Origin of the sequence: Nonomuraea sp. PA05 (genome assembly GCF_008086045.1) — a bacterium.
Lineage (GTDB): Bacteria > Actinomycetota > Actinomycetes > Streptosporangiales > Streptosporangiaceae > Nonomuraea > Nonomuraea monospora.
On record NZ_VSEY01000015.1, the window covers coordinates 122,611 to 143,557 of the forward strand.

Annotated in this window: 17 protein-coding genes; 5 read left to right on the forward strand and 12 right to left on the reverse strand. The window is 71.4% G+C overall.

The window, feature by feature from the left end; genetic code table 11:
• Positions 1-49: 49 nt before the first annotated feature.
• The 3 genes from FXF51_RS24040 to FXF51_RS24050 all read right to left on the reverse strand — a co-directional run bounded on the left by FXF51_RS24040 (position 50) and on the right by FXF51_RS24050 (position 4,367).
• Entirely contained in the window at positions 50-1,810 is a 1,761-nt protein-coding gene (locus tag FXF51_RS24040) for a VanW family protein (protein ID WP_148436901.1), read from the reverse strand.
• A gap of 329 nt (positions 1,811-2,139) precedes the next feature.
• Positions 2,140-2,796: a response regulator gene (locus tag FXF51_RS24045; protein WP_148436902.1), complete on the reverse strand. Its 657-nt coding sequence runs from the start codon at positions 2,794-2,796 to the stop codon at positions 2,140-2,142.
• Complete coding sequence (locus FXF51_RS24050; RefSeq protein WP_148436903.1) at positions 2,793-4,367, reverse strand: sensor histidine kinase; 1,575 nt, start codon at positions 4,365-4,367, stop codon at positions 2,793-2,795. Before FXF51_RS24050 ends, FXF51_RS24045 begins: the two co-directional genes overlap by 4 nt.
• Positions 4,368-4,503: 136 nt before the next feature.
• Here FXF51_RS24050 and FXF51_RS24055 point away from each other — a divergent pair, with 136 nt between their 5' ends.
• The 3 genes from FXF51_RS24055 to FXF51_RS24065 are packed head-to-tail and all read left to right on the forward strand — an operon-like array spanning position 4,504 to position 7,471.
• Positions 4,504-5,475 (forward strand): Bug family tripartite tricarboxylate transporter substrate binding protein, encoded by a 972-nt coding sequence (locus tag FXF51_RS24055; protein ID WP_148436904.1) that lies wholly within the window; start codon positions 4,504-4,506, stop codon positions 5,473-5,475.
• A complete protein-coding gene (locus FXF51_RS24060; RefSeq protein ID WP_148436905.1) occupies positions 5,475-5,957 on the forward strand; it encodes a tripartite tricarboxylate transporter TctB family protein in 483 nt (160 codons plus the stop codon). The genes FXF51_RS24055 and FXF51_RS24060 overlap by 1 nt, the downstream gene beginning before the upstream one ends.
• Positions 5,954-7,471, forward strand: a complete 1,518-nt coding sequence (locus FXF51_RS24065; protein WP_148436906.1) for a tripartite tricarboxylate transporter permease — start codon at positions 5,954-5,956, stop codon at positions 7,469-7,471. The genes FXF51_RS24060 and FXF51_RS24065 overlap by 4 nt, the downstream gene beginning before the upstream one ends.
• Positions 7,472-7,555: 84 nt before the next feature.
• Here the strand turns inward: FXF51_RS24065 and gatB are convergent, their stop codons facing one another.
• From gatB to FXF51_RS24105, 8 genes are all read right to left on the reverse strand, one after another.
• Positions 7,556-9,061 (reverse strand): Asp-tRNA(Asn)/Glu-tRNA(Gln) amidotransferase subunit GatB, encoded by a 1,506-nt coding sequence (gene gatB / locus FXF51_RS24070; RefSeq protein ID WP_148436907.1) that lies wholly within the window; start codon positions 9,059-9,061, stop codon positions 7,556-7,558.
• Between the two features lie 48 nt (positions 9,062-9,109).
• Positions 9,110-9,685: a DUF4276 family protein gene (locus tag FXF51_RS24075; RefSeq protein ID WP_148436908.1), complete on the reverse strand. Its 576-nt coding sequence runs from the start codon at positions 9,683-9,685 to the stop codon at positions 9,110-9,112.
• Positions 9,682-10,737 carry an AAA family ATPase gene (locus FXF51_RS24080; protein ID WP_148436909.1) on the reverse strand — a complete coding sequence of 352 codons (1,056 nt, stop codon included), beginning with the start codon at positions 10,735-10,737 and terminating at the stop codon, positions 9,682-9,684. The genes FXF51_RS24075 and FXF51_RS24080 overlap by 4 nt, the downstream gene beginning before the upstream one ends.
• 19 nt (positions 10,738-10,756) lie before the next feature.
• Positions 10,757-12,247 carry an Asp-tRNA(Asn)/Glu-tRNA(Gln) amidotransferase subunit GatA gene (gene gatA / locus FXF51_RS24085; RefSeq protein WP_148436910.1) on the reverse strand — a complete coding sequence of 497 codons (1,491 nt, stop codon included), beginning with the start codon at positions 12,245-12,247 and terminating at the stop codon, positions 10,757-10,759.
• Positions 12,244-12,543 (reverse strand): Asp-tRNA(Asn)/Glu-tRNA(Gln) amidotransferase subunit GatC, encoded by a 300-nt coding sequence (gatC, locus tag FXF51_RS24090; protein WP_043618492.1) that lies wholly within the window; start codon positions 12,541-12,543, stop codon positions 12,244-12,246. The genes gatA and gatC overlap by 4 nt, the downstream gene beginning before the upstream one ends.
• Positions 12,544-12,628: 85 nt before the next feature.
• The gene (locus tag FXF51_RS24095) at positions 12,629-14,695 is read right to left on the reverse strand and encodes a putative bifunctional diguanylate cyclase/phosphodiesterase (protein ID WP_148436911.1); all 2,067 of its coding nucleotides are present in this window, start codon (positions 14,693-14,695) and stop codon (positions 12,629-12,631) included.
• 195 nt (positions 14,696-14,890) lie between these two features.
• A complete protein-coding gene (gene ligA, locus FXF51_RS24100; RefSeq protein WP_148436912.1) occupies positions 14,891-17,068 on the reverse strand; it encodes an NAD-dependent DNA ligase LigA in 2,178 nt (725 codons plus the stop codon).
• Between the two features lie 64 nt (positions 17,069-17,132).
• Positions 17,133-18,113, reverse strand: a complete 981-nt coding sequence (locus tag FXF51_RS24105; protein WP_148436913.1) for a methionine synthase — start codon at positions 18,111-18,113, stop codon at positions 17,133-17,135.
• 24 nt (positions 18,114-18,137) lie between these two features.
• Here FXF51_RS24105 and FXF51_RS24110 point away from each other — a divergent pair, with 24 nt between their 5' ends.
• Positions 18,138-18,770, forward strand: a complete 633-nt coding sequence (locus FXF51_RS24110) for an MBL fold metallo-hydrolase (RefSeq protein WP_148436914.1) — start codon at positions 18,138-18,140, stop codon at positions 18,768-18,770.
• Here the strand turns inward: FXF51_RS24110 and mnmA are convergent.
• Positions 18,763-19,821, reverse strand: a complete 1,059-nt coding sequence (mnmA, locus tag FXF51_RS24115; RefSeq protein ID WP_148436915.1) for a tRNA 2-thiouridine(34) synthase MnmA — start codon at positions 19,819-19,821, stop codon at positions 18,763-18,765. The genes FXF51_RS24110 and mnmA overlap by 8 nt on opposite strands.
• Positions 19,822-19,887: 66 nt before the next feature.
• On the opposite strand from mnmA, the gene FXF51_RS24120 reads away from it, so the two are divergent.
• Entirely contained in the window at positions 19,888-20,940 is a 1,053-nt protein-coding gene (locus tag FXF51_RS24120; protein ID WP_148436916.1) for a DUF695 domain-containing protein, read from the forward strand.
• Positions 20,941-20,947 lie beyond the last annotated feature (7 nt).

A 20,947-nucleotide genomic window follows, 5' to 3' on the forward strand; every position in this document is an offset into this window, starting at 1 on the left:
ACGGCGCCCCGGCCCGCAGCGTGGCCCGGACCTCAGCGGGTGACGGACCTCAGCGGGTGACGGCGGTGCAGGTGATCTGGGTCTGCGGCCGGTACTTGGTGGTCAGCTTCTTGTCCTTCTTGACCACCTTGCCGTCCTGGTGGAACACCCGGGTCACGTCGATGGTGAACCCCTGCTCCCCCACGGTCGGCAGGCAGTCGGCCGCCGAGCTGCTCTCCCTGCGGAACGGCGTGAAGTCCCGCCGCTCCGACTCCAATGCCTCGACCTTGTCGTACCGCTTGGTGCTCCACAACGACACCGTCACCGACGTCGCGGTGGACGCGGTCTTGATCAGCACGCCGTGCTCGGAGTCGTTGCGCCACTTCAGGTCCAGGTCGGGATGGAGCAGCGCCACGTCGCGCCCGGCCGGGTAGCGCGGCGCGTAGTAGTCCATCGGCTGGTGCTCGACGTCGTCGAAGCCGCCGAAGAACGCCGCGTTGTACATGGTGGTCGCGAACTGCGACCCGCCTCCGCCGACGATGTTGACCATGCGGCCGCCGACGATCTGCCCGGCCTCGACGTACCCGTCCTCGACGGTCCGCTCCCCCAGCACGTCGTTGACGGAGAAGGTGTCACCCGGCCTGACCAGGTACCCGTCCACCTCCTGCGCCATGAGCTGGATGTTCTTCACCCGGGCCTGGCAGCAGTCGAACGTGGTGGTGAACTCGCCGACGAGCTCCTTGATGCCGAGCCCCTGGATCTGCGTGGTCTCCACGGTGGGCGCGACGGTGCCGAGCCGGACCGGGATCACGCGCGTCCCGCCCTCGGCGAACACCTTCTCGGCGTCCCTGGCCAGCAGCTTGTCGTTGACGCCGCGGCCCGCGCGCGCGGGCACCAGGACGGGCTTGCCGTCCACGATCTGGTACGAGGCGTCGCGCGGCTGCTGCGCCGCGTCCACGAGGTTGCCCTCGACGGAGGTGAGCACCTTCCCGGCGTCGAACTCGGGCACGAGCGAGCCGTCCCCGTCGGCGTTGAAGGTGAGGTTCGCGGCGATCATGGCCGGCGGGATCTGCACCTGCTTGTCGCCGAGCGTCAGGGTGAGCGGCGCGGCGACGGCGGCCTTGGCCTTGGCGACGGCCGTGGTGACGGCTTCCGGGGTGGTGGCGGGCTTGGCGGGCCTGAGCGTGAGGACGACGGGGCCGCCGCCGTTCAGGAAGGCCTGGCTGACCCTGCTCACGGCGTCGTCCCTGTCGAGCAGCACGCCGTCCTCCGGCTGACGGGCCCTGGGCTGGAGGCCGGTGAAGGTCACGCGGCCCTCGACGGCGGGCTTGTCGATGCTCTCCGCCAGGCCCTCGACGGTCCTGGTGAGCTGGGAGGAGTCGACGGTGATCTTGGGCTGGAGGTCGGTCCTGCCGACCAGCCCGCGCCACACCTCCTCGGGGCCGGGGAACCCGCTGGGCGCCTGCCCGATGGTGGCGACGACGTCGAGTTCGAGCCCGGCCTCGTCGGGCTGGATCGTGTCCTTCTTGCCGCCGATGTCGGCGATGACGGGCTTGGCGAGCTTGGCGCCCAGTTCGGTGCGGAGCTTGTCGGCCGCCTGCGTCACGGTCAGGCCGCCGATGTCCACGCCTGACACGTGGGTGCCACGCAGGACGGAGCCGGACATGAGCACGGCCGGCACCACGTACGCGAGCGCGGCCAGCACCAGCACGAGAACGACGAGGCTCGGCAGCAGCCGGCCTCGGCGGGGCGGCTCGGGCTCGAACGGCGAGGGCCGTTCCGGCATGCCGAACGCGGCGGGCTGGCCCTTCTGATCCTTCTCCGCGGCCATGGGCCAGGGCTGCGCGGGCGGCGCCACCGGTGGCAGCGCGCCGTTGCCCGCCGGACCGCCCGGAGCGCTCGGGCCTTGGGCCGGCCGGGGTTCCTGTCTCTCCGGCGGTCCGAAGATGTCCCGGGAGACCCCCGGGGGCAGTCCTTCGATCCGCGGTTTTCTGGAGACGGCCGACGTCGGTAAGGGCACCGAGGCGAACGGGTCGGTCGGTGATTCGATCGGTCCGGCGTTACGCACGCCTCAATCTCCTCCCGGTCCGCAGCCAAGTCTCAGGCAACAGTAAGGCACGCGCATCCGCATATGTCACGGGAAATGGCTACGGAAATGTGTCAACCTAGCCACCGGTAGCGATGTTCAGGTCGGCCGGCCGTGCCGTAACGTGGCCGAAATTCGGCCTGCCCCGCCGCGCACAGATGTTCCAGATAACGGCGGGCGCTGACCCGCGACAGGCCCGTGAGCTCGGCGGCCTCGGCGGCCGACAGGTCGCGGCCCGCGTCCCGCAGGGTATCGGCGACCAGCGCGCAGGTGGCCGCCGACAACCCCTTCGGCATGGGCGCGGCGGTCTTGGGCGTGCCGAAGAGCCGGTCCACGTCGTCCTGGCGGGCCTCGGCGCCGATGGCGGTCAGGCGGTTGCGGGTGTCGGCGTACTGCTGGAGGCGTTCGGCCAGGGCGGCGGCGGTGAACGGCTTGATGAGGTAGTTGACGGCGCCGCCGCGCATGGCCTCCCTGACGGTGGGCACGTCGCGGGCGGCGCTGACCATGAGGACGTCCACGTCGTGCAGCGCCTTGAGCACCTCCAGGCCGGACATGTCGGGCAGATAGATGTCGAGCAGCACGAGGTCGGGCCGCAGCTCGGCCGCCGCCGCGAGCGCGCCGGCGCCGCTGTGCGCGACGGAGAGGACGCTGAAGCCCGGCACCCGGCTCACGTAGCCGCTGTGGATGCGGGCGACCATGAAGTCGTCGTCGACGACCAGTACGCCGATCATGAGCCTGCCTTCGCCGGGAGCAGCGCGGTGAAGACCGCCCCGCCCGCGTTCCGTACACGTACCCAGCCGCCTCTGCGCAGGCACACCTGCCGGGTCAGCGCCAGCCCCAGCCCGCGCGGCCCCGACTGGGCGGCCTTCGTCGTGAAGCCTTCCCTGAAGACCTCCTCCACCAGGCCGGGCGCGATGCCGGGGCCCGAGTCGCCGACCCGCACGCGCAGCCCGCCCGCGTCGGCCCGCACCGAGACCTCGATCGTGCCCTGCGCGCCGTCGAGCGCGTCGATGGCGTTGGCGACCAGGTTGCCGACCACGAGGACCGCGTCGCGCGGGTCGCCGATCAGCCCGTCGGGCACGGAGGAGTCGTCGGCGAGCACCAGCTCGGCCCCGCGCTCGGCCGCCTCCGCCGACTTGGCCAGCAGCAGGGCGGCGAGCGTGGGGTCCTGGATGCGCTCGCGCAGGCCGGTGGCGTAGGCGCCGTGGGTGATGCGGGTGATGAAGCCGACGGCCGCCTCGTGCTCGCCCAGCTCCAGCAGCCCGACCACGGTGTGCATGCGGTTGGCGAACTCGTGCGCCTGCGCCCGCAGCGCCTCGGTCGCGCTGGAGGCGTCGTCCAGCTCGCGGGCCAGGCGGATCAGCTCGGTGCGGTCCCGCAGGGTGACCACCCAGCCGCGGTGTCGCCCGCGCACCCAGACGGGGGTGCGGTTGAGCACCAGCACGCGGTCGCCGTGCAGCACGATGCGGTCCTCGCCGGGGTCGGCGCCGCCGAGCACGTCGCGCATGCGCTCGGAGACCGGCATCTGCGTCAGGTCCTCGCCGACGTCCCCGAGCAGCTCGCGGGCGGCGTCGTTGACCAGCGTCACCCTGCCCGCCAGGTCGAGCGCGAGCACGCCCTCCTTGACGCCGTGCAGCACGCCCTCGCGCTGCTCCAGCAGCGCCGCGATCTCGCGCGGCTCCAGCCCGAACGTCTGCCTGCGCACCCGCGCGGTGATCAGCACGGCCAGCGCCAGCCCGGCCAGCAGCACCGCCAGCGCCGTCCAGATCAGCGGCGGCAGCGCCTGGAAGACCTGGCTGATGACCGTGGTCTCCAGCACGCCGACCGAGACGAGGCCGATGACCGTGCCGTACTCGTCACGGATCGGCGCCTTGCCCCTGACCGTGGTGCCGATCGTGCCGGTCTCGGTGCCGACCCAGCTCCGGCCCGTGCGCAGCACCGTGCTGCCGTCGGTGGACAGCCGCTTGCCGATCAGGGTGGCGTTGGGATGGGCGTAGCGCTCCTGCTCGACGTTGGCGATCACGACGTAGTCGGCGCCGGTCTCGTGCTGGACGCTCATGGCCAGCGGCTGCAGCACGGCCTCCGGGCGTTCCAGCGCGAACGCCCTCCTGACCTCGGGCAGCCCGGCCACCGCCTGCGCGATCGCCAGCGCCCGCTGCTGATGCAGCTCGTCGAGCTGGGCACGCGTGTGCTCGGCCCACACGCCACCGGTGCCGCCGACGGCCAGCAGCACGATCACCATCTGGAGGACGAAGAGCTGAGTCCCCAGGGAGGCGTCACGAACCCGTCTCACCCGGCCCATGGAAACAAACCCAGGTCACGTCCGGGTCGCGACCAATACGACCACTATGACGCCAAGCGCGCAAAGGCTGTACGCGTCGCGGCCGGGACTTCACCATGCCAGTTCCATAACGGTGAAAATCCCCCCTGGAGTGATCATGCGCTTGCGCGTACTCGCCGCTCTCGCGGCACTCTCTCTCGGCGCGCTGACGGCGTGCGGCCAGTCGGGCGGCGGCGCCTCCGCCGCCGGCCCCCTGCGCATCATGGCCCCCGCCGCGCCCGGCGGCGGCTGGGACCAGACGTCCCGAACGGCGGAGCAGGCGTTCAAGGCGGCCGACCCGCAGCGCAAGGTCGAGGTCTACAACGTGCCCGGCGCGGGCGGCACGATCGGCCTGGCGCAGCTCGCCGGCGAGAAGGGCAACGGCAACCTGCTGATGACCATGGGCCTGGTCATGGTCGGCGCCATCGAGCAGAACAAGTCCAAGGTCACGCTCGCCGAGACCACCCCCATCGCCAAGCTGACCGAGGAGTACGAGCTGGTCGTGGTGCCGGCCGCGTCGCCGTACAAGTCGCTGGCCGACCTGGTGGCGGCCTGGAAGGCCGACCCGGCGAAGGTGTCGATCTCGGGCGGCTCGGCGGGCGGCACCGACCACATCGTGGCCGGGCTGATGGCCAAGGCCGCCGGCGTGGACCCCAAGCAGGTCAACTACATCGCCCACTCGGGCGGCGGCGAGGCGCTGAACGAGCTGCTCGGCAACAAGGTCAGCGCGGGCATCTCGGGCGTGGCCGAGTTCGCCGAGCACGTCAAGTCCGGCAAGCTGCGCGCCCTCGGCGTGACCTCCGCCGAGCGGGTGTCCGGCCTGGACGCCCCCACCCTCAAGGAGGGCGGGCTGGACGTCGTGCTGGCCAACTGGCGCGGCTTCGTCGCCCCCGGCGGGCTGTCCGAGGCCGACAAGAAGACCCTGACGGACGCGGTCACCAAGATGCACGGCTCGCAGCCGTGGAAGGACGCGGTCGCCAAGAACGGCTGGATCGACTCCTTCCAGACCGGGCAGCAGTTCGCCGACTTCCTCGGCGCCGAGCAGACCAGGGTCAAGGGCATCATCGCCGAGATGGGGCTCGTCTCCTGATGATCAGGTTCCGGTGGCGGCCCGAGCTCGGGCTGGCGGTCGTGGTGCTGGTGCTGGGCGTGCTCGTGGTGATCGGCACGCTGGACGTGTCGGCGGCGGCCTCCCAGCTCGGCGTCGGGCCGCGCTTCTTCCCCATGCTGGTGGGCGGCGCCATGGTGGTCATCGGCCTGTTCTACGTGGCCGACGTGCTGCGCGGCGGGCACGGCGACCCCGAGGAGAGCGAGGACGTGGACGCCGCCGCGCCCACCGACTGGCGCAGCGTCGGCCTGGTCAGCGGCGTCTTCCTGGCCTTCGCCGCGCTCCTCGACCTGCTCGGCTGGATCCTCGGCGCGAGCCTGCTGTTCTTCGGCCTGTCGGTGGTGCTCGGGGCCGAGCACAGGCTGCGGGCCGCCGTGGTGGCCGTGGTCATGGGCGTGGCGACGTACCTGCTGTTCGTGCACGGCCTGGGCGTGAACCTGCCGGGCGGGGTGCTCGCGCCGTGACCTCGCTCCAGCTCCTGCTCGACGGCTTCGCCGCCGCGCTCACCCCCGTCAACCTCCTGTACGCGCTCGTCGGCGTCACCCTCGGCACCCTGGTCGGCGTGCTGCCCGGCATCGGCCCCGCGATGACGGTGGCGCTGCTGCTGCCGATCACCTTCACGGTGCCGCCGGCCAGCGCGTTCATCATGTTCGCCGGGATCTACTACGGCGGCATGTACGGCGGCTCCACCACCTCCATCCTGCTCAACACGCCCGGCGAGTCCGCCTCGATGATCACGGCGCTGGAGGGCAACAAGATGGCCAGGCGGGGCCGCGCCGCCCAGGCGCTGGCCACGGCCGCGATCGGCTCGTTCGTGGCCGGCACCATCGCCACGGCGCTGCTGGTCGTGGCGGCGCCCGCGGTGGTGAGCTTCGCGATCGCGTTCGGCCCCGAGGACTACTTCGCGCTGGCCGTCCTGGCCTTCACGGCCGTGTCGTCGGTGTTGTCCCGCTCGGTCGTGCGCGGCCTGGCCTCGCTCGGCCTCGGCCTGGTGATCGGCCTGATCGGCATCGACCAGCAGACCGGCCAGGCCCGGCTGACGATGGGCATCCCGCAGCTCCTCGACGGCATCGACGTGGTGATCGTCGCGGTCGGCCTCTTCGCCCTCGGCGAGGCCCTGTACGTGGCCTCCCGCCTGCGCCACGCGCCTCCCGAGGTGGTGCCGGTGGGCCGGGCGTGGATGGGCCGCGCCGACTGGCGCCGCTCCTGGCGGCCCTGGCTGCGCGGCACCGCCCTGGGCTTCCCGTTCGGCGCGCTGCCCGGCGGCGGGGCCGAGATCCCCACGTTCCTGTCGTACGCGGCCGAGAAGCGCCTGGCCCGCGGCGTGGCGCGCGAGGAGTACGGCAGGGGCGCCATCGAGGGCGTCGCGGGCCCCGAGGCGGCCAACAACGCCTCCGCGGCCGGCACCCTGGTGCCGCTGCTCACGCTGGGCCTGCCCACCTCGGCCACGGCCGCGATCCTGCTGGCCGCCTTCCAGCAGTACGGCCTGCAGCCGGGGCCGCAGCTCTTCGACCACAACCCGGCCCTGGTGTGGGGCATGATCGCGTCGCTGTTCATCGGCAACGCGATGCTGCTGGTGCTGAACCTGCCGATGGCCCCGCTCTGGGCGCGCGTCCTGCGCATCCCCCGGCCCTACCTGTACGCGGGGATCGTGCTCTTCGCCGCCCTCGGCGTCTACGCGCTGAACGGCACCGTGGTGGACCTGTTCGTGCTGTACGTGCTCGGCCTGCTCGGCTACGCCATGCGGCGCTTCGGGCTGCCCGTCGCGCCCGCGGTGATCGGGATGATCCTCGGCCCGATGGCGGAGATCCAGCTCCGCCGGGCGCTGGCCATCGGAGCGGGCGACGTGAGCGTGCTGGTGCGCAGCCCGATCGCGGCCGTGCTGCTCGCGCTGTCGGCGCTGGCGCTGCTGACACCGCTGTTCAGGAAGCTCCTGGCCCGGCGCGGCTTCGCTCCCGCGCCCAGGAACGAGGAGTAGCCGGGGCCCGGGCCGGGAATCCTCATCGTGGTTCTTGGAGTGGCCCCGCCGATCTGTCCGGATCGACGGGGCCAACCGGTCTCACTACTCGGAGACGCCCAGCTTCTCCAGGATCAGCTCGCGGGCCCTGGCCGCGTCGGCCTTGCCCCTGCTGGCCCGCATGACGCCGCCGACGAGCGCGCCCGCCGCGGCGATCTTGCCGGAGCGCACCTTCTCGGCCGCGTCGGCGTTGTCGGCCAGCACCTGGTCGATGATCGCCGACAGCTCGCCCTCGTCGTTGACGATCTTCAGGCCGCGCCGCTCGACCACCTCGTCCGGCGTGCCCTCACCGGCCAGCACGCCTTCCAGCACCTCGCGCGCCAGCTTGTCGTTGAGCGCGCCCGAGGCCACCAGCTCGGTCACCCGGGCGATCTGCTCAGGCGTGATCGGCAGGTCGGCCAGCGGCGTGCCGCTCTCGTTGGACTTGCGCGCCAGCTCGCCCATCCACCACTTGCGCGCGTCGGCCGCCGGCGCACCGGCCGCGACCGTGGCCTCGACCAGCTCGATCGCGTCGGCGTTGTGCATGGCCTGCATGTCGAGGTCGGACAGGCCCCACTCGGCCTGCAACCGCTTGCGCTTGACCGACGGCAGCTCCGGCAGGGCCGCCTTCAGCTCGGCCACCCACGCCGTGTCGGGCGCGATCGGCACCAGGTCGGGCTCGGGGAAGTAGCGGTAGTCCTGCGCCTCCTCCTTGGACCGGCCCGACGTGGTGGTGCCGGTGTCCTCGTGGAAGTGCCGGGTTTCCTGGAAGATCGTGCCGCCCTCGGCCAGGATCGCCGCCTGCCGCTCGATCTCGCTCCGCACCGCCCGCTCGACGCTGCGCAGCGAGTTGACGTTCTTCGTCTCCGTACGGGTGCCCCACTCGGACGAGCCGCGCGGCATCAGCGAGACGTTCACGTCACACCGCAGCGAGCCCTCCTCCATGCGCACGTCGGAGACGCCCAGCGAGCGCATGATCTCGCGCAGCTCGGTGACGTACGCCCTGGCCACCTCGGGCGCGAGCCGGTCGGTGCCCGGGATGGGCTTGGTCACGATCTCGACCAGCGGGATGCCCGCGCGGTTGTAGTCGACGATCGAGTAGTCGGCCCCGTGGATGCGCCCGGTCGAGCCGCCCACGTGGGTGGACTTGCCGGTGTCCTCCTCCAGGTGCACCCGCTCGATCTCGATCCGCACCGTCTCGCCGCCGACCTCGACGTCGAGGTAGCCGTCGAAGCAGAGCGGCTCGTCGTACTGCGAGATCTGGTAGTTCTTCGGCATGTCCGGATAGAAGTAGTTCTTCCGTGCCATGCGGCACCACTCGGCGATCGAGCAGTTGAGCGCCAGGCCGATGCGGATCGTCGACTCGATGGCCTGGGCGTTGGCCACCGGCAGCGCGCCGGGGAAGGCCAGGCAGGTCGGGCAGACCTGCGTGTTGGGCGGGGCGCCGAAGGTCGTCTTGCAACCGCAGAACATCTTCGACTTGGTGCCCAGCTCGACATGCGTCTCGAGGCCGAGCACCGGCTCGAAGCGCCCGAGCGCTTCGTCGTACGGCATGATCGTGCCGGCAGTCATGGTGAGGTCCTTCGTTCAGATCGTTCGTTCACGTTATCGCGTCGATACTCAGAGGAATCCATGGTTCCTCAGCGCCTTGGCGGTCGCCTCCACCCAGGTGGCATAGGCGGGAAGCTGTGCCAGTACGGGAAGACCCACACGGTCGCCGGCGAAGGCGAAGTGCTCGGAGACCTTCCGATGGGAGACCCCTGCCAGCACCGCACGCAACACAGCCTTCGGGTCGGCGACTCTCTCCACGTCACGCGGCCTGGCGGGCAAGTGGCGCAGGTCCGCGCCCGGCACGCTGGCCCACACCTCGGCATCGGCCAGCAACCACGCCTCCGTCTCCTTGACCGGGACCAACGGGACAACGGCGTCGTCCGCGTGCCTGGCCGCCTTCTCCCGCTCACGATGGTCGCTGTGCAGGAAGATCAGGTGGCAGTCACTCGCGAGGTCCTCGACGGCTCGCCGGATCCGGGCGTCGTCCTTGGTCATGCGGCATGAACCGTACTGGACGGCCTGCACGTCCACAGGACGTGGCGCGAGATCCGTCAGCGCGCGGAGCTGACGCCCGATGACAGGCCCGAGGAAGAGCTCGTCGGTGTCGCCCTCCGTGACCAACCCGGCGACGAGCGGCCGGCTCATGGTTGTCCTACGGAGCTCAGGTAGGTGCGAACCTGACGCGGGGAGACGAATGTTCCCAGCGCGCCTTCCTGACGCACCGGCTTGGCGACGGTGACGCGGGAGCGGGGGCTTCCCCCTCCAGTCCGCCACGCCGAATCGAGGAAGACCAGCGCTTCCGGAGCCGTCCTGTAGAGCGTGGACACCGCGACAGGTGAGTGGGTCGTCAGGATGACCTGCCGCCACGATTGCCCGGACCTGCCCACCCGCTGCGAGATCCTTTCGAGCAACTGGCCGAGCCTACTGGGGTGCAGACCATTCTCGATCTCCTCCGCCATGAGCAGACCCGCGGAGGGCTCGTCGTAGAGCGCCGCCAGCAAGGCGAGCACCCGGAGCGTGCCGTCCGAGGCGAGCCGGGCCGGCATGGGCTCGTGGTCGACGAGGATGTCGAACGACCATTCCTGCTCGCGCTCGTCCAGCACCGGCCGCACACCCGTCACGTCGGGCACCAGAGCGGACAGATCCACCACCAGGTCGTCCAGCTCGCCCGTAGCCTTCATCCTGCCCAGCACGGCCGCCAGGTTGCCGGCGTCCTCTGTCAGCGGCCTCTGGTTGAAGGCCGTGACCGGCCGCCGCATCGCTTGCGGAGCCGGAACGTGGAAGTGCCAGGCCTCCGCCTCTCGCCGCCATCCCTCGATCGCCGACCACTCCGGCATCACGTCCAGGGACCAGTCTCCCGATGCCCGGTGGGCCTCCATGACGGCGCGGAAGCGTTCGATCTGGCCAGGAAGGCCCACCTCCGCCTCCACGCGGATGTCGAACCGCGGGACGGGCTGCTGGCCCGCCGGCTGGTGGAAAAGCTCCTGTGGTTTTCCTCGCCGCGCGTCGAGCAGCGGGTCCTCCCCGCTCCTCATGTGCGGCTCGCCCAGCCCGATCGCCGCGCGGGCGAAGGCAAGCGCGTCCAGAAGGTTGGACTTCCCGCTCGAGTTCGGCCCGACCAGGGCGAGGAACGGCGGCACGTCGAGCTCGAAGTCCAAGAAGGACTTGAACCCGTCGATCTCGATTCGCGTGAGCATGCCGCCGTCCTCCTAAGCCCTACAGCTCCGGGGCCTTGGACAGCAGGCTGCCGCCCCAGCGGCTCTCCAGCGCCTGCTCCACGGCCGCGCCGACGCGGTAGCAGCGGTCGTCGGCCAGGACCGGGGCCATGATCTGCAGGCCCACCGGCAGGCCGTCCTCGTCGGCCAGGCCGCACGGGACCGACATGGCCGCGTTGCCCGCCAGGTTGGACGGGATCGTGCACAGGTCGGCGAGGTACATCGCCATCGGGTCGTCGGCGCGCTCGCCGATCGGGAACGCCGTGGTCGGCGTGGTCGGCGACACCAGCACGTCCACCTGCTGGTAGGCGGCCTCGAACTCGCGCGCGATGACCGTGCGCACCTTCTGGGCCTGGCCGTAGTAGGCGTCGTAGTAGCCGCTCGACAGCGCGTACGTGCCCAGCATGATGCGCCGCTTGACCTCGGGACCGAACCCGGCGGCCCTGGTCAGCGCCATGACCTCCTCGGCGCTGCGGGTGCCGTCGTCGCCGACGCGCAGGCCGTAGCGCATCGCGTCGAAGCGCGCCAGGTTGGACGAGCACTCCGACGGCGCGATCAGGTAGTAGGCGGGCAGCGCGGTGGTGAAGGACGGGCAGGAGACCTCGACGACCTTGGCGCCGAGCGACTCCAGGAGCTGCACGGTCTCGTGGTAGCGGGCCAGCACGCCGGCCTGGTAGCCCTCGCCGGCGAACTCCTTGACGACGCCGATCCGCATGCCGGCCACGTCGGCGTTCTTCGCGGCCTCGACGACCGACGGCACGGGCGCGTCGATCGAGGTGGAGTCCATCGGGTCGTGGCCGGAGAACGCCTCGTGCAGCAGCGCCGCGTCGAGCACGTTGCGGGCGAACGGCCCCGGCGTGTCGAGCGAGCTGGCGAAGGCGATCAGGCCGTAGCGGGACGAGCCGCCGTAGGTCGGCTTCATGCCGACGATGCCGGTGACGGAGGCGGGCTGCCGGATCGAGCCGCCGGTGTCGGTGCCCGTGGACAGCGGCGCCTCGTAGGCGGCCACCGCCGCGCTGGAGCCGCCGGAGGAGCCGCCGGGGATCTTCGTCAGGTCCCACGGGTTGTGGGTGGCGTGGTAGGCGGAGTTCTCCGTCGAGGAGCCCATGGCGAACTCGTCGAGGTTCGTCTTGCCCAGGATGACCAGCCCGGCCTCGCGCAGGCGGGCGGTGACGGTCGCGTCGTACGGCGGCCGCCACCCCTCCAGGATCTTGGAGGCGGCCGTCGTCGGCATGTCGCGGGTGGTGAAGATGTCCTTGTGCGCGATCGGCACGCCGGCCAGCGGCCCCAGCTTCTCGCCGGCCCGGAGCCTGGCGTCCACGGCGCGCGCCTGCTCCAGCGTGACCTCGCGATCGACGTGCAGGAACGCCTTGACCTTGGGCTCCACCTCGGCCATGCGGTCGAGGTGCGCCGCGGCCACCTCCTCGGCCGACACCTCGCCTGCGGCGATCATCGAGCCCAGCTCGGCGGCGGTCTTGCGGATCAAACTCATGCCTCCTCCCCGAGGATGCGCGGCACCCGGAAGCGGTCGTCCTCGACGGCGGGGGCGCCGGCGAGCGCCTGGTCGGGCGTCAGGGACTGTCGCACCTCGTCGGCACGGAAGACATTGGTCAGCGGAAGCGCGTGCGACGAAGGCGGCACGTCCTCGGCGGCGACCTCGGCCACCTTCGCGACCGACTCGATGATGGCATCGAGCTGGGTGGCGTAGTGATCGAGCTCGTCGTCGGTGAGCGCCAGCCTGGACAACCGAGCCAGGTGGGCGACCTCGTCGCGGGTTATGGCGGACATGAGTCGTTGAACCCGTTTCGTGGATGGAGTCTTTGGACACTGCCATCCTAGGGGGCCTGACCCGGCAGCCCCGAACCTTTACCGCTCAGGCCGAGCTGCTGACCTCAGGCTGGTAGCCGTACTCGACGGAGGCGCCCGCCCGGTCGCGCAGCCACACCGCGGCCTCCTCGGCCGGCATCGGGTGGCAGAACAGCCAGCCCTGCCCCACGTCGCACCCCATCTCCACCAGCCGCATCGCCACGTCGTCCGATTCCACGCCCTCCGCGACCGACCGCAGCCCGAGCGAGCGGACCAGGTCGACGATGGAGCGCACGATGCGGTAGTCGTCCTCCGACTCGGCGATCCGGCGCACGAACGAGGCGTCGATCTTGACCTCCGACACCGCCAGCCGCTGGAGCCTGATCAGCGAGGAGTAGCCGGTGCCGAAGTCGTCGAGCGCCAGGGGGACGCCGAGCGCGGCCAGCGCCTTGATGGTCTCCTGCGTGTAGGCCTGGTCGCCGGTCAGGATGCGCTCGGTGACCTCCAGCTGGATGGCGGCGGGCGGCAGGCCGTACCTGGCCAGGCCCACCTCCAGCTGCTCGGGCAGCGCGGAGGCGAGCAGGTCGCGGGCGGAGATGTTCACCGAGATCTGCACCCGCAGCCCGGTGTGCCACCAGGCCGCGGCCTGCTCCAGGGCCTCCTCGATGACGTACGCGGTGAGCTGCCGCATCAGGTACGACTGCTCGGCCAGCGGCACGAAGTCGGAAGGCGCGATCGGCCCGTGCACCGGATGCCGCCAGCGCAGCAGCGCCTCGACCCCCCGCACGTCGCCGCCGCCCAGCCCCACCTTGGGCTGGTAGTGCAGGCGCAGCTCGCGGTTGTCGATGGCGCGGCGCAGGTCGCCGAGCAGGGTGAGCCGCTCGGGCGAGTTGCGGTCCTTGTCCGGCTGGTAGAGCTCGACGCCGGTGCGGCCCTCCTTGGCCAGGTACATGGCCACGTCGGCGCGTTGCAGCAGCAGCTCGAAGTCGGGCGCGTGGTCGGGGTAGAGCGCGATGCCGACGGACGCGTCGAGGTCGAAGGTCATGCCCTCCAGGCGGACGGGCTCGGTCAGCGCGGCCCGCAGCCGGGCGGCCACCTCCCTGGCCGCGTGCGCGTCCCTGATCGAGGGCAGCAGCACGGCGAACTCGTCGCCGCCCAGCCTGGCCACGACGTCGCCGGGCCGCACGGAGTGGGTGAGCCGGTGCGCGATGAGCTGCAGCAGCCGGTCGCCCACGGGGTGCCCCAGGGTGTCGTTGACCTCCTTGAACCGGTCGAGGTCCAGCAGGAACAGCCCGACCCGCTCGTCCTGGCGCGACTCGGCCAGCGCCTCCTCGGTGCTGACGATGAGCATCTTGCGGTTGGGCAGGCCGGTCAGCTCGTCGTGCAGCGCCTGGTGGTCGCGGCGCATGGACAGCGTGGCGGTGAAGTAGACGGCGGCCAGCGGGGCGACGAAGAGCGGCACGAGGCCGGGCGAGTGGCTCATGACCACCACGACGAGGGGCGCCAGGCCGAGCAGTCCGGTGTAGACGAGGCTCTGCGGGCCGACGGTGACCTTCACCACCCGCATGATCGAGCGCCGCTCGTGCAGCGCGACCGCGCCGCTCACGAGGGTGGCCCTGGTGACGAAGTACGCGATGCCGGCCAGCGCGATCGCCAGCAGGTCGTCCCCGCCCGGCACCCAGGGCTCGGCGGGGCTCGGCACGATGCCGAACGTCCCCAGCACCACGGCGGCGGCGGTGAGCGCGAGCGTGGACTGGGCGATGTTGAACATGACCCGGTGCCACGACCTGCGCGTCACCACGCCGTTGATCACGACGGCGACGGCCTGCATCAGCACCGCCACGGGCAGCCCGAGGTGCAGCAGCACGGCGAAGGTGAACATGGTGGACGGGTACGTGCCGCCCACGGCCGTCGCGGACGACACCATGACGGGCCGCAGCTCTCCCAGGACCACCAGCACGGCCAGCACCCAGAACAGCGGCGTGCGGGCGAGCCCGGCCACCCCGGCCGAGTCCAGCCTGAGCATGGCCACCACCAGGGCGGTGAAGCCGATCACAGTGATGCCCGCGAGGTAGCCCCACAAGGGTGTGCCGACGCGTGGTCCGGTGTCGCGGGTGTCGGTTGGGTCAGTCATCGGTAACAGAACCCCCATTAGGTCACTATGGGAGGGTACGACCTTCACCCCACTTCGCGAAACCAACCGCGTACGGTCCGTAATTCTCTCTTCCGACATATACCCAAAAAGCACCCTCAGTAGCAAACCGAACACACAACGACGAAGGGCCCGCCCGCGTCACCCGCGAACGGACCCTCTCCTCGATCTCCAGGGCTAACCCTCCGGCGTCACGGCCACCCCTGCCGCCGCCTCAGGCCCCTCCTCCAGCAGCACCTCGAACCCGGCCCCGTCGAGGATCGGCACGCCGAGGGTGACCGCCTTGTCGTATTTCGACCCGGCGTTCTCCCCCGCGACCAGGAACGACGTCTTCTTCGACACCGACCCGGAGACCTTCCCGCCCCTGCTGGTCAGCGCCTCGGCGGCGGTGTCACGCGTGTAGCCCTCCAGCGTGCCCGTCACCACGAACGTCAGCCCCTCCAGCGTCTGCGGGCCCTTCTCCGGCGCCGGCTCGTCCTCCATGCGGACCCCGGCCGCCCGCCACCGCTCGATGATCTCCCGGTGCCAGTCGACCTCGAACCACTCCTTGATCGTGGCCGCCACCCTGGGCCCGATGCCCTCGACCGCGGCCAGCTCCTCCTCCGAGGCGTTCATGACGGCGTCGATCGAGCGCATCGCGTCGGCCAGCGCCCGCGCGGTCGGCGGGCCGATGTGCCGGATCGACAGGGCCACCAGCACCTGCGCCAGCGAGCACTCCTTGGCCCGCTCCAGCTCCTCCATCAGGCGCAGCGCGTTCTGGCTGGGCTCGCCACTGAGGTTGGAGAAGAACGTGACGACCTTCTCCTCACCCGTCTTGGGGTCGACCTTGGGCAGGCCGGTGTCCTGGTCGCGCACCACCGACTTGATCGGGATGAGCTGCTCCAGCGTCAGGTCGAACAGGTCGGCCTCGGTGCGCACCACCGGCTGCTGCGGCGGCAGCGGCTGGGTCAGCGCCGTGGCCGCGACGTAGCCGAGCCCGTCGATGTCGAGCGCGCGCCGGCCCGCCGCGAAGAAGATGCGCTCACGGATCTGCGCCGGGCAGCCCCGCGCGTTCGGGCAGCGCAGGTCGGCGTCGCCCTCCTTCTCGTAGGCCAGCTCCGTGCCGCACTCCGGGCAGTGCGTGGGCATCACGAACTCCCGCTCGGACCCGTCGCGCAGCGCCGTGACAGGACCGACGATCTCCGGGATGACGTCGCCCGCCTTGCGCAGCACCACCGTGTCGCCGATGAGCACGCCCTTCTTCACCACGATCGCGGCGTTGTGCAGCGTGGCCCGCTGCACGGTCGAGCCGGAGACCACCACCGGCTCCATGTCGCCGAACGGAGTGACCCGCCCGGTGCGGCCCACCCCCACCTGGATGTCGAGCAGCTTGGTGTTGACCTCCTCCGGCGGATACTTGAAGGCGATCGCCCAGCGCGGCGCCCGCGAGGTCGAGCCCAGCTCCCGCTGCGTGCGGAAGTCGTCGACCTTCACCACCACGCCGTCGATCTCGTAGGCAGGGTCGTGCCGGTGCGCGTGGTAGTGCTCGATGAACTCGTTGATCTCGTCGAGCCCCGGCACCACCTTGACCAGATCGCTGACCGGCAGCCCGAACTCCCGCAGCCGGTCGTAGCAGTGCGACTGCGCCCGCGGCTCCTCGGTGCCCTCCCAGACGCCGATGCCGTGCACCAGCATCCGCAACGGCCGCTGCGCGGTGATGCGCGGGTCCTTCTGCCGCAGCGTGCCCGCCGCCGAGTTGCGCGGGTTGGCGAACGGCGGCTTGCCCTGCTCCACGAGCTGCTCGTTGAGCTGCTTGAAATCCTCGACCGGGATGTAGACCTCGCCGCGGACCTCGACCAGGCTCGGGATGTCGTCGCCCGTGAGCCGGTGCGGGACGCCCTTGATCGTGCGGACGTTGGCCGTCACGTCGTCACCCGTGCGCCCGTCGCCGCGGGTCGCGCCGCGCTCCAGCTTGCCGTCCCGGTAGACGAGCGCCACGGCCAGCCCGTCGATCTTCAGCTCGCACAGGTAGGGACCCGGGTCGCCCTCGGCCAGCCGCTCGGCCCGCGCCTGCCAGGCCGCGATGTCCTCGGCGTTGAAGGCGTTGTCGAGGCTCTCCATCCGGTTGAGGTGCTGAACCTTGGCGAAATCGCCCGACACCGGCGCGCCCACCTTCTGGGTGGGCGAATCGGGCGTCTGCAGCGTCGGATGCGCCTCCTCCAGCGCGAGCAGCTCCTTGAACCACCCGTCGAACTGGGCGTCGCTCACCGTCGGCTGGTCGAGCACGTAGTAACGCCAGCGGGCGTCCTCGACCAGCTCACTGAGCTCCGCGTGCCGCTTCAACACCTCGACCGGCACACCCTCGACCTCAGCCACGTGAGCCCCCTTCCGTACGACGACCTGTGCAAACGCTATCGCCGAGCACCGACAGAACCACCGCTCAACCCTCCCGCGGATCGTCCCTGAGCACCTGCGCCGCCTTGTGGCAGGCCGCCAGCGCCGCCCGCGCGTACGCCGGCGAGGCCCCCGCCAGCCCGCAGGCCGGGGTCAGCACGACCTGCGAGGCCAGCCGGTCAGGCGCGAACCCCAGCCGCCGCCACAGCTCCAGCGCCGGCTTGGCCACCACTCCCGGCCCGGCCAGCCGCGTGTCCGTACCAGGGACGACCCCCATGAACAGCGTCGCGCCCGCCTCGAACAGCTCGCCCAGCCGGTCGTCGTCCCTGCGCCGCAGCATCGCGGCGTCCACCGAGATGCCCCGCACCCCCGCCCTGCGCAGCAGCGCGAACGGCACGCCCGGCGCGCAGCAGTGGATCACCGGCGACTCGAAGGAGCCCAGTGAGTCCTCCACCCGCCACTCCTCGACCGCCGCCAGCCGCCCGAACCCCGAGGCGGTCGGCACCGTCCCCGCCAGCACCCCCGGCAGCCCCGGCTCGTCGAGCTGCAGCACGATCTCGCTCACGCCCGGCAGCCGCCGCCGGATCTCGGCGCAGTGCTCGGCCACGCCCTGGGCCAGCGAGGCGGTCAGGTCGCGGACGGCGCCCGCGTCCGAGAGCATCTTGTCGCCGAACCTCAGCTCGATCGACCCGGCCAGCGTCCACGGCCCGCAGACCTGCACCTTCAGCGGCCCCGCGTAGTCGTGGCCGATCTCCTCCAGCCCGTCGAGGTCGCGCCGCAGATGATCGACGGCCCGCTGGTGATCGCGCCCCGGCCGGTCGGCCAGCCGCCATCCGGAGGGCTGCACCTCCACGGGCAGATCGACGAGCAGCGCCGCCGTCCGCCCCACCATGTCCGCGCCGACGCCTCTGGCGGGCAGCTCCGGCAGGTACGGCAGCCCTGGCACCTCGCCGAACACGACCCTGATCGCCTCAAGATGATCCTCACCCGGATGCGAACCGACCCCGGTGGCTTCCCACGTAGACATGGGCACAAGCGTAGGCTCTGCCGAATGAAGCTCACGAAGTTCGGCCACGCCTGCGTCCGCGTGGAGAAGAACGGCAAGACTCTGGTCATCGACCCGGGCACGTTCACGGACGGCGCGGCACTCGACGGCGCCGACACGGTGCTCATCACCCACGAGCACGCGGACCACGTGGACGTGGACAAGCTCAAGGCGGCCTCACCCGAGCTGGAGATCTGGACCTGCGAGGGCGTCGCGGCGGACCTGACCGAGGTGCCGGGCAAGGTGCAGGTGGTCCGGCACGGCGACGACTTCGAGACGGCCGGGTTCCAGGTGAGGGTGTTCGGCGAGTGGCACGCCAAGAACCACCCCGACATGCGCGTCGTGCAGAACGTCGGCTTCCTGCTCGACGACGAGCTGTTCTACCCGGGTGACGCGCTCACCGTCCCCCAGGCGGAGGTGGGCACCCTGCTGGTGCCGACCGGCGCGCCGTGGATGAAGCTGTGGGACATGGTGGAGTATCTCCGCGAGATCCGTCCCGCGCGGGCGTACTCCACCCATGACGGCCTCTACAGCGAGGTCGGCCTCGGCCTGGTGGACAACTGGCTGCGCTTGGAGGCGCAGAAGCAGGGCGCCGACATCCGCCGTATCCCGGTCGGCGAGTCGACCACGCTCAGCTAGCCGAGACGATGGTCGCCGAGCCGATCACCGTCGCACCGGAGTAGAGCACCGCGGCCTGGCCCGCCGCGACACCCGTGGCGGGCCGGTCGAGCTCGATCGACAGCCCGCCCCCGCGCTCCTCGAACCGGCACGGATAGACCTCACCGTGCGCCCTGAGCTGCACGGTCAGGTCTTCGCGGCCGGACGGGCCGTTCCACACCGGGGTGCCGCAGACGATCGTGGTCACCTGCAGCGCCGAGCGCGGGCCGACCGTCACCGTGTTGGACACCGGCTCGATGGACAGCACGTAACGCGGCCTGCCGTCAGGCGCCGGCCGGTCGATGCGCAGGCCCTTGCGCTGCCCCACCGTGAACCCGTGCGCCCCCAGGTGGCTGCCGACGACCTCGCCGCTCTGGTCGACGATGGGCCCCTCGGCCGAGCCGAGCCGCTCGGCCAGGAAACCGCGGGTGTCGCCGTCGGCGATGAAGCAGATGTCGTGGCTGTCGGGCTTGTCGGCGACGGTCAGGCCGCGCCTGGCCGCCTCCTCGCGCACCTCGGCCTTGGTCGAGTCGCCCAGCGGGAACAGCGCGTGCCCGAGCTGCTCGCGGGTGAGCACGCCGAGCACGTACGACTGGTCCTTGCCCTGGTCGACGCTCCTCGACAGGACGCCGTCGGCCAGCTTGGCGTGGTGCCCGGTGGCGACGGCGTCGAAGCCCAGGGCCAGCGCCCTGTCGAGCACCGCCGCGAACTTGATCTTCTCGTTGCAGCGCAGGCAGGGGTTGGGCGTGCGGCCCGCGGCGTACTCGGCCACGAAGTCCTCGACGACGTCGCGTTGGAAGCGCTCCGCCATGTCCCAGATGTAGAAGGGGATGCCGATCACGTCGGCGGCCCGCCGCGCGTCGCGTGAATCCTCGATCGTGCAGCAGCCCCTGGCTCCCGTGCGGTGGGATTGGGGGTTGGCCGAGAGCGCGAGATGGACACCAGTGACGTCGTGACCGGCCTCGGCGATGCGAGCGGCGGCCACGGCCGAGTCGACGCCGCCCGACATGGCGGCAAGCACACGCAGTCCCATGACCGTTCCAGCGTACTGTCCGCCCGGGGGTGCGCGACCATGCCCTCCGTCTGGGAGTATTCGACCATGCGACTGTTCGGGCGCAAGGACGCGGACGAAGGGGCCGGTGGGCCGGCCGAGGCCATCGCCGGATTCTGGACGTGGTGGCAGGAGGCCAGGCCACGACTCGACGCCCTGCTGGGGGCGGGTGACGGCGAGGGGGTCGAGGAGCTGCTCACCCCGGCGGTCACCGCGATCCATCCGGGGCTGGTCTACGAGGTGGCCCCCGGCAAGGAGGCCGCGCACGCCCTCGTGGTGACCGCGGCGGGCGACGCCGAGCTGCGCTCGCTCGCGCACCGGTGGGCCAAGGCGGCGCCGCCGTCCGACCTGCTGTGGGAGTTCCACCCCTCGCGCCAGCCCAACCCGCAGGCGACGGAGCTCAGGATCGACGTGGGCGGCTTCGTCTTCGAGCTCGACAAGCTCACGCTCGGCCTGCGCGTGCCCCGCAACCAGCCCAGGGTGGACGTGTCCGCCTACCATCCGATCTTCGGCGAGCTCGACGAGGACACCAGGATGGAGACCACGCTGCTGGCCCTCGACTGGCTGCTCGGCGAGGACGACGTGGCCAGGTGGGTGGGCGAGATCACCGCGGTCACGTTCGAGCCGATCGACTCCGTGGCGGCCGTGCACCTGCCCGCCGTCGTCGCCGATGTGGCCTCCGGCTACGCGCAGGAGGAGTGGGTGCTGCTGGAGGGCCAGACCGGCACCGGCGCGCCCCTGGTCGCCACCGCCCGCCACCCGCTGCGGCCGGTGGACCATCCGCTGTTCGACCAGCACATCGCCATCACGCTGCCGTACGCGCACCGCGACGAGAACGGCCTGCCGGTCGGCGACTCCCTGACCGCGCTGCGCGACTTCGAGGAGCGCCTGGCGGCCCGCCTGCTCAAGCTGCGCGACGACGCCGTGCTGGCCGCCCACCTCAGCGCCGAGGGGCATCGGATCATCCACGTGTACGCCGACCCGACGGGGGACGCGGCGATCCACGCCAAGGAGCTGATCGTGGGGTGGGAGGAGGGCGAGCCCCGGGTGGACGTGACCTCCGACCCCGCCTGGACCGCGGTGGCCCCGTTCCTGACCTGAGCCTGTT